The 12,490-nt window shown below is 59.0% G+C and carries 15 protein-coding genes and 1 pseudogene; 7 read left to right on the top strand and 9 right to left on the bottom strand.

Annotated features, from left to right (window positions below; all coding sequences use genetic code 11):
* Positions 1 to 43: 43 nt before the first annotated feature.
* A complete protein-coding gene (locus IV109_RS10140) occupies positions 44 to 229 on the top strand; it encodes a hypothetical protein (RefSeq protein ID WP_296695539.1) in 186 nt (61 codons plus the stop codon).
* Between the two features lie 6 nt (positions 230 to 235).
* On the opposite strand, the pseudogene IV109_RS10135 reads toward IV109_RS10140, so the two are convergent.
* The 3 genes and pseudogenes from IV109_RS10135 to IV109_RS10125 all read right to left on the bottom strand — a co-directional run.
* Positions 236 to 433: pseudogene (locus IV109_RS10135) on the bottom strand (SMP-30/gluconolactonase/LRE family protein); the annotation flags it as partial.
* A 72-nt stretch (positions 434 to 505) separates the two neighbouring features.
* Entirely contained in the window at positions 506 to 1,576 is a 1,071-nt protein-coding gene (gene mnmH, locus IV109_RS10130; RefSeq protein WP_296695536.1) for a tRNA 2-selenouridine(34) synthase MnmH, read from the bottom strand.
* Positions 1,573 to 2,247, bottom strand: a complete 675-nt coding sequence (locus IV109_RS10125; RefSeq protein WP_296695532.1) for an arylesterase — start codon at positions 2,245 to 2,247, stop codon at positions 1,573 to 1,575. Before IV109_RS10125 ends, mnmH begins: the two co-directional genes overlap by 4 nt.
* Here IV109_RS10125 and IV109_RS10120 point away from each other — a divergent pair.
* On the top strand, positions 2,246 to 2,932 hold the full coding sequence (locus IV109_RS10120; RefSeq protein ID WP_296695529.1) for an ABC transporter ATP-binding protein: 687 nt from the start codon (positions 2,246 to 2,248) through the stop codon (positions 2,930 to 2,932). The genes IV109_RS10125 and IV109_RS10120 overlap by 2 nt on opposite strands.
* An 11-nt stretch (positions 2,933 to 2,943) precedes the next feature.
* Here IV109_RS10120 and IV109_RS10115 read toward each other — a convergent pair whose 3' ends face one another.
* Positions 2,944 to 3,192: a DUF3297 family protein gene (locus IV109_RS10115; protein ID WP_296695526.1), complete on the bottom strand. Its 249-nt coding sequence runs from the start codon at positions 3,190 to 3,192 to the stop codon at positions 2,944 to 2,946.
* Between the two features lie 70 nt (positions 3,193 to 3,262).
* Between IV109_RS10115 and rlmB the strand changes: the two genes are divergently transcribed.
* Entirely contained in the window at positions 3,263 to 4,036 is a 774-nt protein-coding gene (gene rlmB / locus IV109_RS10110) for a 23S rRNA (guanosine(2251)-2'-O)-methyltransferase RlmB (RefSeq protein WP_296695524.1), read from the top strand.
* Positions 4,037 to 4,057: 21 nt separating this feature from the next.
* Positions 4,058 to 4,417, top strand: a complete 360-nt coding sequence (locus tag IV109_RS10105) for a hypothetical protein (RefSeq protein WP_296695521.1) — start codon at positions 4,058 to 4,060, stop codon at positions 4,415 to 4,417.
* Between the two features lie 13 nt (positions 4,418 to 4,430).
* Here IV109_RS10105 and IV109_RS10100 read toward each other — a convergent pair whose 3' ends face one another.
* Both IV109_RS10100 and IV109_RS10095 read right to left on the bottom strand, forming a co-directional pair.
* Positions 4,431 to 5,039 carry a chromate transporter gene (locus IV109_RS10100; RefSeq protein WP_296695518.1) on the bottom strand — a complete coding sequence of 203 codons (609 nt, stop codon included), beginning with the start codon at positions 5,037 to 5,039 and terminating at the stop codon, positions 4,431 to 4,433.
* Positions 5,036 to 5,668 carry a chromate transporter gene (locus tag IV109_RS10095; protein ID WP_296695515.1) on the bottom strand — a complete coding sequence of 211 codons (633 nt, stop codon included), beginning with the start codon at positions 5,666 to 5,668 and terminating at the stop codon, positions 5,036 to 5,038. Before IV109_RS10095 ends, IV109_RS10100 begins: the two co-directional genes overlap by 4 nt.
* Positions 5,669 to 5,792: 124 nt before the next feature.
* Here IV109_RS10095 and IV109_RS10090 point away from each other — a divergent pair, with 124 nt between their 5' ends.
* Positions 5,793 to 6,647 (top strand): SMP-30/gluconolactonase/LRE family protein, encoded by an 855-nt coding sequence (locus IV109_RS10090; protein WP_296695512.1) that lies wholly within the window; start codon positions 5,793 to 5,795, stop codon positions 6,645 to 6,647.
* On the opposite strand, the gene IV109_RS10085 is transcribed toward IV109_RS10090, so the two are convergent.
* A complete protein-coding gene (locus IV109_RS10085; RefSeq protein WP_296695510.1) occupies positions 6,644 to 8,131 on the bottom strand; it encodes a wax ester/triacylglycerol synthase family O-acyltransferase in 1,488 nt (495 codons plus the stop codon). The two genes, IV109_RS10090 and IV109_RS10085, sit on opposite strands and share 4 nt — an antisense overlap.
* Positions 8,132 to 8,171: 40 nt before the next feature.
* A complete protein-coding gene (locus tag IV109_RS10080; RefSeq protein WP_296695507.1) occupies positions 8,172 to 9,011 on the bottom strand; it encodes an alpha/beta hydrolase in 840 nt (279 codons plus the stop codon).
* 215 nt (positions 9,012 to 9,226) lie between these two features.
* On the opposite strand from IV109_RS10080, the gene IV109_RS10075 reads away from it, so the two are divergent.
* Together IV109_RS10075 and IV109_RS10070 are read left to right on the top strand one after the other, a co-directional pair.
* Positions 9,227 to 11,380, top strand: a complete 2,154-nt coding sequence (locus IV109_RS10075; RefSeq protein ID WP_296695505.1) for an EAL domain-containing protein — start codon at positions 9,227 to 9,229, stop codon at positions 11,378 to 11,380.
* The gene (locus IV109_RS10070; RefSeq protein ID WP_296695502.1) at positions 11,377 to 11,595 is read left to right on the top strand and encodes a hypothetical protein; all 219 of its coding nucleotides are present in this window, start codon (positions 11,377 to 11,379) and stop codon (positions 11,593 to 11,595) included. The genes IV109_RS10075 and IV109_RS10070 overlap by 4 nt, the downstream gene beginning before the upstream one ends.
* On the opposite strand, the gene IV109_RS10065 is transcribed toward IV109_RS10070, so the two are convergent.
* Entirely contained in the window at positions 11,561 to 12,487 is a 927-nt protein-coding gene (locus tag IV109_RS10065) for an alpha/beta fold hydrolase (RefSeq protein ID WP_296695499.1), read from the bottom strand. The genes IV109_RS10070 and IV109_RS10065 overlap by 35 nt on opposite strands.
* Between the last annotated feature and the right edge of the window lie 3 nt (positions 12,488 to 12,490).

The following is a 12,490-nucleotide window of genomic DNA, read 5'->3' as shown; positions in this document are numbered from 1 at the left end:
GTCGGGTAATGGTAAAGTGCCCCTAACAACCTGAAAGCATACCTTGGCAACACCCAATTACGGATACGAAAAACGTCAGAAAGAGCTGGCGAAAAAGAAGAAAAAAGAAGAAAAGCTCAAGCACAAGGCCGAGCGCAAAGTTGGTGAGGGAGTTGACGATGCCGCGCCCGAAGAGAATGACACTACCGATGCCGCAGAGCCCGGCTCTGACGTCCCCGCACAACCCTGAGTTTTCTTACTTAGGTAGCCAGCCCAATCCCCTGGCGTGCAGGCTCTGGACATAGAGCCTGTCAGCCGTCTCCGTCGCCGCCGTGGTCTCCGGGTACGCCCCGCAAGGGTCTTGCAGATCCGCAACCACTTTCCCTTCTTCCGTGAATGCCATCACATGCCCGTAAGCTTTGGGGATGGGTCAGGGTGCGCGCGGCAAACGCAGCCCCCTGGCCACCACGCGGGTGACCCGCTGCATCAAAGTCGAAGCCCGGCGCCGACCTAGCCGGGAGCAGAATCATTTTTTTCCTTCAGTCTCCTGCAGCATTTCATGGGCTAGAACGGCCATAGCCCTCGTTGAATGGTCTTGGGGTGCGATGATCTTTGAAGTTTCAAACTGACGGAAGTTGCGTCGCATCGATTGCAGGTAGACCGGGTCGTAGTGCTGCGTGAGCAGTTCCTGCACCACCGGTTCGATCTGTCCCGCCCGCACCGAGGCCTGCCAGGCTTCCACCACGGCCTTGCCGCGAAAGTCGGTCAACACCTGCAGTCGTTCACAGAAGGATTCGACATCGCGGACAAAGAAGTCGTAGTCTTCCATCAGCAAGGCAACGCGTTCGGCATCGGGCAACACCAGGTTCAGGCAGGTGCTCTCGCGCATGGTCTCGATCAGCGAGGTGGGCACCGACACGTTGCCGACTTTTTTGCTTTCGCTTTCCACGAACACCGGGCGGGTTCGGTCCAGCTGGCGCAGGGCGTTCCACACCAGCGTATCGAAGCGCTTTTGGGTTGGTTGCGGCAGACCCGGAATGGCGCCCAGCACCGAACTGCGATGGTTGGCCAGCGCTTCCAGGTCAATCACCTGCGCGCCCTGTGCCGCCAGGGCCTGCAACAGCCGGGTTTTGCCCGAGCCGGTGGTGCCACAGATCACGCGCCAGTCCAGACCGTTGACCAGACGAGGAATGTCCTGCACCACGGCAGCACGAAAAGCCTTGTAACCACCCTCCACCAGCGTCACCCGAAAACCGATCTCGGACAGGATCAGCGAGAGCGAGCCGCTGCGCTTGCCCCCGCGCCAGCAGTAGGCCAGGGGTTTCCAGTCTTTGGGCTTGTCAATGACCTCGCGCTCGATGTGCGCTGCGATATTGCGTGCTGCGATGGCAGCCCCGCGCTTTTTGGCCTCGAAGGCATTGACCTGTTTGTATAGGGTGCCGATGTCACGGCGCTCTTCGTTGTTAAGCGTGGGCCAGTTGACAGCGCCGGGCAAGTGGTCCTCCAGATATTCATCTTCGCTGCGGGCGTCGATGAGGGCATCAAATTCATGCAGGCGCGCCAGGACTTCAGTGGCAGGAACGGTGGTCAGGCTCATTTCAGCAGCTTTTTAAGTTCAGGCCATACATTGGCCAGCATGATCGGGTGCGCCTCTTCTCTGGGGTGAATACGGTCAGGCTGGAACAGGCGGATGCTGTCCGGCACATCGGCGATGCCTTTGAGCAGGAAGGGCACCATGGCCGCCTTGTGGGTCTTGGCTACTTCGGCATAGACACCGGCAAAACGCGCAGCGTAGTCTTGGCCATAATTGGGCGGAACCTGCATGCCGACCAGCAGCACCTTGGCTCCGGACTTTTGGGCTGCCTGGGTCATGTGGTTCAGATTGTCGGCCGTCATCTGCAGCGGCAGGCCACGCAAGGCATCATTGGCCCCCAGTTCGATGATCACATGGGTTGGCTGGTGCTGGGCCAGCAGCGCCGCCAGCCGTGAGCGCCCCCCGGACGTGGTGTCGCCGCTGATGCTGGCATTGACAACCGTGGCTGGCCGTTTTTCGGCCTTAAGCCTTTGCTCCAGCAAGGCCACCCACCCGGTGCCGCGTTTGAGGCCATACTCTGCACTCAGAGAGTCACCCACAATCAGAATTTTTGGGGGAGCGTTGCTGATGGTGGCCTGCGTTGTCGCCGTGGCGCCAGCCAACAGGGACAGCCCCGCAAGAACAGCCAGAAAACCAGTTGCATAGAAGTGTCGTCGATACAAAGAAAGCCCCATGTCTGATTCAATTATTTCCGTCGAGCATGTTTTCAAGTCGGTGACAGATTCCACCGGCACCCTCGACATTTTGCGCGATATTGATTTTGTCCTGAATGTGCGCGAAACCGTGGCCATTGTCGGTGCTTCAGGTTCGGGCAAAAGCACGCTGCTGTCCATCATTGCCGGGCTCGATACACCCACCCGCGGCACCGTGCGGTTGGCAGGGCAGGACATGTTTGCGATGAGCGAGGACGATCGTGCGCACCTGAGAGCGCAAAAAGTGGGTTTCGTGTTCCAAAGTTTTCAGCTGCTGGGCAACCTGACCGCACTGGAAAACGTGATGCTGCCGCTGGAGCTGGCCGACCGGCGGGACGCCCGCAAGGCCGCCACCGAGATGCTGGCCCGTGTGGGCCTGTCAGAGCGACTGGGCCATTACCCCAAGGTACTCAGCGGTGGCGAGCAGCAACGGGTGGCCCTGGCGCGCGCCTTTGTGGTGAAACCTGCGGTGTTGCTGGCCGACGAACCCACGGGCAGTCTGGACTTTGCCACCGGTGAAAAGGTGATGGAATTGATGTTTGACCTGAACCGGGAACTTGGTACGACCCTGGTGCTGGTCACCCACGACCGCGCCATTGCCCAGCGGTGCGCGCGATGCATCACCATTGAAGCGGGTCAGGTGCTCGATACCACGGTTGGTGTCTGACCTGAGCACTTTTAGCGATAAAACGCTTCGACTTTGCCCTTGAGTTTGATCAACAGTGGCTTGCCTTTGCGATCGACTGTTTTGCCTGCAGGCACTTTGATCCAGCCCTCGCTGATGCAGTATTCCTCGACATCCATGCGCTCCTTGTCATTGAAACGTATGCCGATGTCATGTTCGAATACGGCCGCGACGTGATGGGGACTGCGCGGATCGCAGCACAGATGATCGGGGAGGGCGGGACGTTGAGTGGTTTCGTTCATGGGGTTTCTTCAATTAATGCGAATCAACGCCCATTTTCCCGCATTTGACCCATGCCGCGATAATGTCGTCATGTCTTCACCCAAAGTTCTTTTCGGCTTTCACGCCGTCGGCGTGCGTCTCAAAACCGCACCCAAATCCATTGTCGAGATTTATTACGAGCCTACACGCCGCGATGCGCGCATGCGCCAGTTCCTTGAAAAAGTGAATGAAGCGGGTGTGCGCCTGATCGAGGCCGATGGCATGCGCCTGGCCAAACTCTGCGGTGGGCATGGTCACCAGGGCGTGGCTGCGCGGGTGCAGGAGTTGACCCAGGTTCACTCACTGGACGAACTGCTGGAGAACCTGGAGGTGTCCAACGCCGCGTTACCTGCCAGCGAGCGGGTTGCGCCCCTGATTCTGGTGCTTGATGGCGTGACCGATCCGCACAACCTGGGTGCCTGCCTGCGCGTGGCGGATGGGGCGGGCGTGCATGCCGTGATTGCACCGAAAGACCACGCGGCCGGCATCAATGCCACCGTGGCCAAGGTAGCCAGCGGGGCTGCGGAAACCGTGCCTTATTTCATGGTGACCAACCTGGCGCGTACCCTGAATGAACTCAAGGAACGCAACATCTGGATCATCGGCACCAGTGACGCGGCCAGCCAGACCCTGTACCAGGCCGACCTCAAAGGTCCGGTGGCCTTGGTCTTGGGGGCCGAGGGTGATGGTATGCGCCAGCTGACCGCAAAAACCTGTGACCAGCTGGTTAGCATTCCCATGCGCGGCGCAGTGGAGAGTCTGAACGTGTCGGTGGCCAGTGGTGTCTGTTTGTACGAGGCCGTGCGTCAGCGGTCCAGCGTCTGAAACCGGCTTCGAAAGAATAATATGTTCGCTATCAAAAGAAGAGCTGGTGTGGCAATTTGGATAGGGGCTGTGTCCCTATTTCTTCTTGCAAGTTGCACCCAGGAGCAGCAAAACAAGATCAGCCGCGACATTCAGAACTGGACCGGCACCAACGGCGTTCTGGAGGTCTATGCGGGCGACAAGCTGGTGCGCCGGTTTCTGAAAATCGACAAGCTCAGTACCGCCATGGGCACCGATGACAACAAGCCGCGTGCCTATCGCTATGGCTATGGTGTGCTGGATGAAAACCTGAATTTTGTGGTCGATCCAGGCGAGAAAAAAGTGTATTTTGAATTCAGCGACTACGCCACCAACTACGTTTTCTTCGAGGGTCCGCGCTGACGAAACCTCAACCCTAAACCCAGCCCAGCCAGCCCAGCATGCCGCCCGCTCCCAGCAGCCACAGTAAATGCAGCTTGGTGCGCCAGACGATCAGTGCGCTCACACCCGTCAGCAGCCACAAGTGCCAATGCTCGGCCAAGCTGCCGTGGCCGGCGGCCAGAATCCAGCCCGTGGCAATCAGCAGTGCAATCACGATGGGTGCCATGCCCTGCTTGAAGGCACGTACAGCGCGCAGCTCCCGGTTTTGATGGGCCCAGCGGGTGGCGGCAAAGGTGAGGGTGGTGCTGGGTAGCATGATGCCCACCATGGCAATGCTCATTCCCATCAAGCCCAAACCCCAGGCCGATGCACCGGCGCCCATTCCGCCTCCGGCATTCACCCCCACGTTCCAGCCCAGCACGGCAATGAACAAAAGGTTGGGACCGGGGGCTGCCTGGGCCAGTGCGATGGAGGATGTAAATTGGCTGTCGGTGAGCCAGTGCTGCTCATCTACCAGATAGCGGTGCATATCGGGCGCGGTGGTGATGGCACCGCCAATGGCCAGCAGCGACAGCGACATGAAATGGGTGAACATGGCCAGCCAGTCAGTCGTGTTCAGCGCCAGATGCAGGTTCATGCTCATGGAGAGCCCTCAAGGGCCTGGACCTTGCCCAATTGTCGATACGCCCAGGCACAGGCCAAACCACCGATACCCAGGAGCACCCAGGCCAAGGGTATCCGGAGAAGCGCAATAGCGATAAAAGTAATAGCGGCCAGCGACCAGCAAACAATAGTTCCCATGATATTGGCCTTGATGGAGGCAATGAGTTTGAGCCCTGTTGCGGCAATCATGCCCGCCGCCACGGCACCCATGCCACGCAGCGCTCCCTGGATGCCGGGTGAATCCGATACGCCGGCAAACAAGGCTGCCAACGACAGGACGATCAGCAGTGGAAAGGTCAGCATGCCTGCCAGTGCTGCCAACGCCCCTCGCATGCCAAAGTAGCGGTCGCCAATCATCAGGGACAGGTTGACCACGTTGGGTCCCGGCAGAATTTGGGCGACAGCCCAGTCTTCAATGAACTCCTCGGGGGTCAGCCACTTCTTCTTCTCGACCATCTCCCGTTGCACGATGGCGACGACGCCGCCGAAGCCTTGCAGGGCCAGATTCGTGAATGACCAGAACAGGTCGCCAAGGGATTCAGGTTGGGGGTGCTTGCTGTTGGATGCGCCGGGCGGTTGGCCGGGCGTTGGCGGGGCAGGATGCGTCATGCCCTCGATTATCGAGGGTAGACCCGTCCTGTCCCCCAGTTGACGCGCCTATCTGGCAAGGCTTGCAGCGTTGACAGTTCCTCACGGTAGGATGGGTACCTCCTCTTCTTCACTTTAGGCGATCATGGAACCTACGCAAACCCTCACTCCCTTTCTTGGCCAGTTGGCCTTTCCCGAGGCGCCGCGCTGGCATGAGGGCGCGCTGTGGTTTTCTGACTTTTATACCCACAGCGTCAAACGAGCGACGATGGACGGGCGGGTGGAGACCGTGGTGAAAGTGCCGGGCCAACCCTCTGGCCTGGGTTGGTTGCCGGATGGGCGTTTGCTGGTCGTGTCCATGACCGATCGGCGTCTGATGCGCCTCGACCCGGAGGGGCTGACCGAGGTGGCGGATCTGTCAAAGCTTGCAACTTTTCACTGCAATGACATGGTCGTGGACGCACTGGGGCGTGCCTACATTGGCAACTTTGGTTTTGACAATGCCGCACGCCATGAGTTGGTGCCTGCGCGTCTGATCATGGTGACGCCTGAAGGCAAGGTTCGGGTTGTGGCCGAAGACCTGCATTTTCCGAACGGCAGCGTCATCACGCCGGACGGACGCACACTGGTGGTGGCCGAAACCTATGGTGCACGACTGACTGCGTTCACCATTGAGTCCGACGGTGGCCTGAGCAATCGCCGTGTCTGGGCGGAACTGCCCGGAACTTCACCAGATGGCATTTGCCTTGATGCAGAAGGAGCGATCTGGGTGGCATCACCCACCAGCCGCGAAGTCGTGCGTGTGCGAGAGGGTGGGGAAGTGACCCAGCGAACACCTACGTCCGGCCAGGCCATTGCCTGCATGCTGGGCGGGCCGGATCGAAAGACCCTGTTTGTGTTGATGAGCAAGTTGAAGTTCAATGCCGAGCAGTCGCGCGAGGCATTGGCGGGTTCGATCGCCACGATGCCTGTGGACGTGCCTGGAGCGGGTCGGCCTTAAGCTCGGGTAGTGACTGGCTTGGCAGTTGCAGATTTAGCCTTGGCAGGCTTTGGTGCAGGGGATTTTGCCAATACCGCCTTGCGTGGCTTGGCCGCGTTCCTGGGCGCAACAGGGCTGGCACTTTCGATGTTCAGTGCGGCTTCGAGTTCCTGAATGGCGCTGTCGGTGTAGTCCAGCATGCGTTGCAGATTGGGCAGCGAGCGGCGGCAGGCAATGTAGCCAAAGCCCAGGTTGTCGCCATAGCCGCTGATGGTGATGTTGAGTGCCTGGTAGTGGGTGACGATGGACACTGGGTAGACCTCATCGAGCCTGGCTCCGTTGAGGTACAGGTCGGTTTTTGAACCGGGTACGTTGGAGATGACCAGATTGAACAGCGGGTGCTCTTTCGCACTGCCCGTGACGATGCTGGCCCCCATGGGTGAGATCGAGGTAACGCCATGGGCCATTTTTTGCAGGCGGGGCATTGTGGACAACCTTGCCTTGGCCTCGGAGGTCGATTGCACAATACGTTGCAGGCGTTTGAGCGGGTCGCGCACATCGGTGGCCAGATTGGCCAGTAGAAGTGACACCTGATTTCCGCCCCCTTCGCTTTCACCATGCAGCGATACTGGCACCATGGCAATCAAGGGTTTCGCAGGAAGTGCGTTGTGGGCTTCCAGGTATTTGCGCAATGCGCCAGCGCAGATGGCCAGCGTGACATCGTTGACGGTGGCGCCCGCCATCTCACCGATACGCTTGAACCGCGCCAGTGAGTACGACTGCGACGCAAACCTGCGTGAACCCGAAATTTCAACATTGAAGGGTGTTGGCGGCGCCTGGAACGGACGCACGGATACGCTGTCGGCCTTGCTGGCCTTCACCATGTCCCACAGGCCGCTGCCAATGCCGGGAACAATATCGCGACCGGCCCGAGCCACGCTGCCAAGTTGCTGCAACAGACCTTGCGGGGCCGAAGCGCGCTGGGTCGAGGCCGACTTGAAATAGGTTTGAGCCCATAGCGGTGGTTTCTGCTCGTCAGGAGTGAGTGCCAGGCCTTTGGCCATGATTTTCGCGCCTGTTACGCCATCGACCAACGCATGGTGGATTTTGATATACGTTGCAAAGCGACCTCCCGGCAGGCCTTCGATCACATAGATTTCCCACAAGGGGCGGCTGCGGTCCATCAGGTTCCCATGCAGGCGCGAGACCATGGCCAGCAGTTCACGAATGCGCCCGGGTTGAGGCAGGGCCAAATGTCGCAGATGGTAGTCCAGCTCAAACTCTGCGTCTTCTTCCCAGAACCACAGGCCCAGACGCAGCACTGGACGCACATTGAAGGGGGCCGTGGCTTTCAGGTGCTTGCCCCATTGGGCAAGCAGACTGCTCACGAAGTCGGGGCCGGCCCCCTTGGGTGGTGTGTAGATGTTGAAACCTGCCACGTGCATGGGTTGGCTACGGGTTTCCATCCATAAAAAGGCGGAGTCGGTTGGGCTGAGGGCTTGCATGGGGACTGTTCCTTGGAATTATTTTTTGAAACCCCGGCGCCTAAGAGTGTGCAGGCGATGGTTCGTGAGACGAATCCAGATGATCGTTTGTGCCATAGAAAACGCGTGCAAGGCCTTCAGGCTCAAACGGCTTCCAGTTATTTTCGGTTTGTGCCAAGCGATCTGCAATCAGGTACAGGGCGCCAGGGCTGCTGCCCATGCCAATGTGTGTGTTGCCGCGCAGATTGATGCTCTCGCCTTCAGGTCGACCGTCTTCGATTGAACATTTCCAGGCCACCACGCCGTCGAGCTTGCTGTAAATTGAAGTGGTGGGGACTGGCGGTTTGTTGCGAATCTCCAGGTGCTGGTTGAAGTCCATGTCTTCAAATCGATCGCCTGAAAGCCACTCGTACAGGTGCGTGCCGGTGGATGCCAGGGGATGGCCGGTGAAGGGTGAACCCAGGGTAATGACCTGGCGCACCATGGAAGGCCCGAACTTGGCTACTTCGCGTGCAAACACGCCGCCCAGACTTTGACCAATGACACTGACCTTTTTCCCATGGCGGTCGAAGATGTATTGGAGTCGCTGCAACATCAAGTCTGATTTCTCTTCTTTGACGCCGGTGTTGCGACCCAGGCCCCAGGGGTAGGTCACGTAGCCCAGGTCATCCAGGAAGCGGCGCAACAGATCCGTCGACAAGTCAGACGCGCCCAAGCCAGGAATGACCAGTACCGGATGCCCGTCGCCCTTGGGAGCGACACGCCGGACAAGGCCATAAAAAGCGACACCCGCAAAGTATTCCCAGAATGCCCGGTACTCCGAGGCCAGCAGCCACATGGATGGCGCTGGAATATCTGGAAACTGGGTCAGAGAGGCCTTCAAACGCTTGATTCGTGACATAGCTTTCTTCCTTGCCGAATAGTCATGGATCAGTCTACCGTTTGTGGTGGAGGTTCATTGATGTGGCGCATCTATTTTTGCAGGAGGCATAGGGGTTAACGCCGAGGGGTGTTGCGAAAGCGTCGCCCAGGGCTTTGGGCAGTATTGAAGCGCATTAGAATCCGCCCGCTGCATCCTTTGTGTCAGCTCTGTTTTGGAAACCGTGAATTGACATGATGAAAGCTGATGACCTGCACTCTTTGAACGCCGAATCGCGTCGGCTCGCAGAGTGGTACCTGCTGCTGGGTGAGTTATCGCAGTGCCTGTGGTTCACCCGAGATCTGTCGGACATGTTGAATGGGTTCTGCAGGATTCTCACCGAGAAGGCCGCTTACCTGAGTGCAGAAATTGAACTCGAGCCTGGTGACAAGACGGCAATCTATCGTGCTTCCCGGGCGCAGGCAAACGCTACCCCGTCGGTACAGCATCTGACGCTGCCGCTCGGATCTGGTAGTGCGCCCTTGGCGCATTTGCGCGTCACTGCTGCTTTCGATCTGAGTGCCGGGCAAGAGGCGCATGGCATTCTGGAGCGTTTTGCGCGCGAGCTGGGCGAAGCGATTCGCGCCTTGTCAACGCCCCATGAACACCCTGATTTGCAGGACATCACCCAGAGCAAGCTGCAGTTGCGCGAGGCTGAACAGGCCCTGCTACTGCGGGAGCAGGCGCTGGTGTCCAGTAGCAATGGCATCATGATCACGCGCAGTGATGACCGCGATCACTCGATTGTTTACGTGAACCCGGCGTTCGAACGCATTACCGGCTACAGTGCGGCCGAGGTGATTGGGCGTGAGGGACGTTTTCTTGTGCGCGACGATCTGGCCCAGCCGGACCTGGAAGAAATTCGCGCGGCCTTGCGGGAGAAGCGTCAGGGCGAAGCACTGTTGCGCAATTACCGCAAGGATGGCACCCAGTTCTGGAACGAGTTGCACATTGCACCCGTGAAGGACGCCAGTGGCATGGCCACCACGCATTTTGTCAGCGTCATCAACGATGTCAGCGACCGCATTAACTACCAGAAAGAACTTGAATACCAGGCGACTCACGACAGCCTCACCGGGCTTGCCAACCGCAACCTGCTGAACGACCGGATCACACAGGCGATCGCCTGGGCCAAGCGCCAGGATCTGACGGTTGGCGTCATGTTGCTTGACCTGGATCACTTCAAGTTGATCAATGATGCGTCGGGCCACGGTGCGGGAGACGAGATGCTGAAGCAGGTGGCGCAGCGCTTGAGCGCTTGCATGCGCGAGACCGATACGGTGGCGCGCCTGGGCGGCGATGAGTTTGTGATTGTGCTCACCGATTTGCCCGAGACGGGCGATGTGGACCTGATTGCCGAGAAGGTGTTGAAAGCGCTGGCGCGACCTTTCGATATCAGCGGGCATGATGTGTTTGTGACCGCGAGCATTGGCATTTCGCTTTATCCGCGCGATGGCGATCATGGTGAAATTCTGTTGCGCTATGCGGACATTGCCATGTACCGCGTCAAGGAGCATGGCCGCAACAGCGTGCGTCAATTCATTCCCGAGATGGGCGTGACCGCTATCAGCCGCATGAACATGGAAGGCGCCATGCGCCGCGGCCTGGAGCGCGGTGAGTTCAAGTTGCACTACCAACCCAAGATCGACCTGGCGAGCGAGCGCATTGTGGGTGCGGAGGCGCTGGTGCGCTGGCAGCACCCGCAGATAGGTTTGATCCATCCGATCGAATTCATTCCCCTGGCTGAAGAGTCGGGCCTGATTCTGCCGCTGGGTGAATGGGTGCTGGCCGAAGCCTGTCGCCAGCAGGTGGCCTGGAAGGCGCAGGGCCTGGGTGTTCTGCGGATGTCGATCAACATGTCCTCCCGTCAGTTCAGACAGGAAGATTTGGCCGAACGCGTGGCGTCCGTGTTTGAGCAAACTGGTGCAGATCCGACGTACGTCACGCTGGAGCTGACCGAGAGCATGGTGATGCAAGACGTCAGCAGTACGCTGTTGGCATTGCGGGCCTTGAAAAGCCTCGGTCTGACGATTTCGCTGGACGACTTCGGCACCGGCTATTCCAGCCTTTCATACCTGCGTCGCTTCCCGATTGACGAGCTGAAGATCGACAAGTCTTTCATCAATGACATTCACGACAACGCGGACGACGCGGCCATTGCCGGTGCCATCGTTGCCATGGCCATTAGCCTGGGTTTGAGTGTGGTCGCTGAAGGGGTGGAGCGCAAGGAGCAGGTCGATTTGCTGCTGGCCATGGGTTGTGCGCAGGTGCAGGGCTATTACTTCGGACGCCCCGTGGAGGCGTCTGGTTTCGCAACGCGTTTTCTGAAGAACCAGGCGCGTGGCTCATGAAGAAGTTGAATTGGCAAGTTGTCTCGGGTACCGAGTTGTCGCAGTTATTGACGCAGTCTTCCCTTGAGGAATCAGGTGCCGTTGGCAGCGCCACCGTTTATCACCTGAGTCACGATGGTCAGGAAAAGATTGCCATCTCATTGCCTGATGGGCAAGTGATGCTGGTGGAGCTTGGCGACGTCAACAAGCCGCGTCGCCGACGGCTGGAATCCTGACTTGGGTGAGTGACGCCAACTGCCCAAGTACCCAGCGAATCACCGGCTGGTCCAGGCACATTTGCACATGTCCAATGCCCTCGAAGATCGTGGGCTCAATGCCGGGCAATACCTGGGCCCGCTGCGGATAGACGATGTTGTCCTGCGGTGTGATGGCGATGCGAATCAGCGCGCGGGCCTCGGCAGTCTCATGGGCCGAGAGCGCCTGTAACCAGGGGCTGCGCCAGCCCATCTGTTGACCATTCGGTGTGTGGGTGTTGGGCGCGATTTGCGTGCCGGCGTGAGGGGTGCCCAATGTCAACACCCGGGCTACCCTGGTGGCCCCGTGTGCACGCATCCACCCGCGAATGGCGAGCCCGCCCATACTGTGGCCCACCAGGGCGACTTGGGATGCGCCGGTTTGACGGCAAAGCTGTGCCACGGCAGATTCAACAATCGGCGCATAGTTGTCAATGGAGATGAACAGGGGTTCCAGATCCACGGCAAAAACCGGGTGTCCGGCCGAGCGCAGGGCAATGGACATATCGTCCCAGATGCGGTTGTTGCACAGGTAGCCATGCACGAGCACCACCGGAATTTTTTTGTCAGATCCTGTGGCGGCCCTGAAAGAGGGGGGCGTTCTGACCCAGGGCTGGCGCAGCAGGAACACCCGAATACCCGCACCAAACTCTCCGAACAGCGAGCGCCACCACATGGCAGCGCTTTCACCCGAAGCACGGGACTTGAGGGCTGTGATCACATCTACGAGCACCATGGTCAGAAAAGGCAGCAGCATGACTATGGCCACCAGGCTCCAGCTGGGCCATGCAGCGTAGGTGATCAGCAGGCAGGCCAGTCCGGCGCCCAGAAGCACCTGCACCAGAAACATGCGCCGTAAAAATTTTGCCAGCATGAG

It is taken from the genome of Rhodoferax sp. (assembly GCF_018780565.1).
Lineage (GTDB): Bacteria > Pseudomonadota > Gammaproteobacteria > Burkholderiales > Burkholderiaceae_C > Rhodoferax.
This window is presented reverse-complemented; position numbering and strand designations above follow the sequence as displayed.

What these genes read in the sequence shown, in the direction of transcription:
- IV109_RS10120 (WP_296695529.1), top strand. Translation starts at nt 2,246, where the DNA reads ATGTCTGATTCAATTATTTCCGTCGAGCATGTTTTCAAGTCGGTGACA.
- IV109_RS10095 (WP_296695515.1), bottom strand. Translation starts at nt 5,668, where the DNA reads ATGACGCATCCTGCCCCGCCAACGCCCGGCCAACCGCCCGGCGCATCC.
- mnmH (WP_296695536.1), bottom strand. Translation starts at nt 1,576, where the DNA reads ATGAGCCTGACCACCGTTCCTGCCACTGAAGTCCTGGCGCGCCTGCAT.
- IV109_RS10080 (WP_296695507.1), bottom strand. Translation starts at nt 9,011, where the DNA reads ATGTCACGAATCAAGCGTTTGAAGGCCTCTCTGACCCAGTTTCCAGAT.
- IV109_RS10075 (WP_296695505.1), top strand. Translation starts at nt 9,227, where the DNA reads ATGAAAGCTGATGACCTGCACTCTTTGAACGCCGAATCGCGTCGGCTC.
- IV109_RS10070 (WP_296695502.1), top strand. Translation starts at nt 11,377, where the DNA reads ATGAAGAAGTTGAATTGGCAAGTTGTCTCGGGTACCGAGTTGTCGCAG.
- IV109_RS10065 (WP_296695499.1), bottom strand. Translation starts at nt 12,487, where the DNA reads ATGCTGGCAAAATTTTTACGGCGCATGTTTCTGGTGCAGGTGCTTCTG.
- IV109_RS10090 (WP_296695512.1), top strand. Translation starts at nt 5,793, where the DNA reads ATGGAACCTACGCAAACCCTCACTCCCTTTCTTGGCCAGTTGGCCTTT.
- IV109_RS10085 (WP_296695510.1), bottom strand. Translation starts at nt 8,131, where the DNA reads ATGCAAGCCCTCAGCCCAACCGACTCCGCCTTTTTATGGATGGAAACC.
- IV109_RS10115 (WP_296695526.1), bottom strand. Translation starts at nt 3,192, where the DNA reads ATGAACGAAACCACTCAACGTCCCGCCCTCCCCGATCATCTGTGCTGC.
- IV109_RS10100 (WP_296695518.1), bottom strand. Translation starts at nt 5,039, where the DNA reads ATGAGCATGAACCTGCATCTGGCGCTGAACACGACTGACTGGCTGGCC.
- IV109_RS10105 (WP_296695521.1), top strand. Translation starts at nt 4,058, where the DNA reads ATGTTCGCTATCAAAAGAAGAGCTGGTGTGGCAATTTGGATAGGGGCT.
- IV109_RS10125 (WP_296695532.1), bottom strand. Translation starts at nt 2,247, where the DNA reads ATGGGGCTTTCTTTGTATCGACGACACTTCTATGCAACTGGTTTTCTG.
- rlmB (WP_296695524.1), top strand. Translation starts at nt 3,263, where the DNA reads ATGTCTTCACCCAAAGTTCTTTTCGGCTTTCACGCCGTCGGCGTGCGT.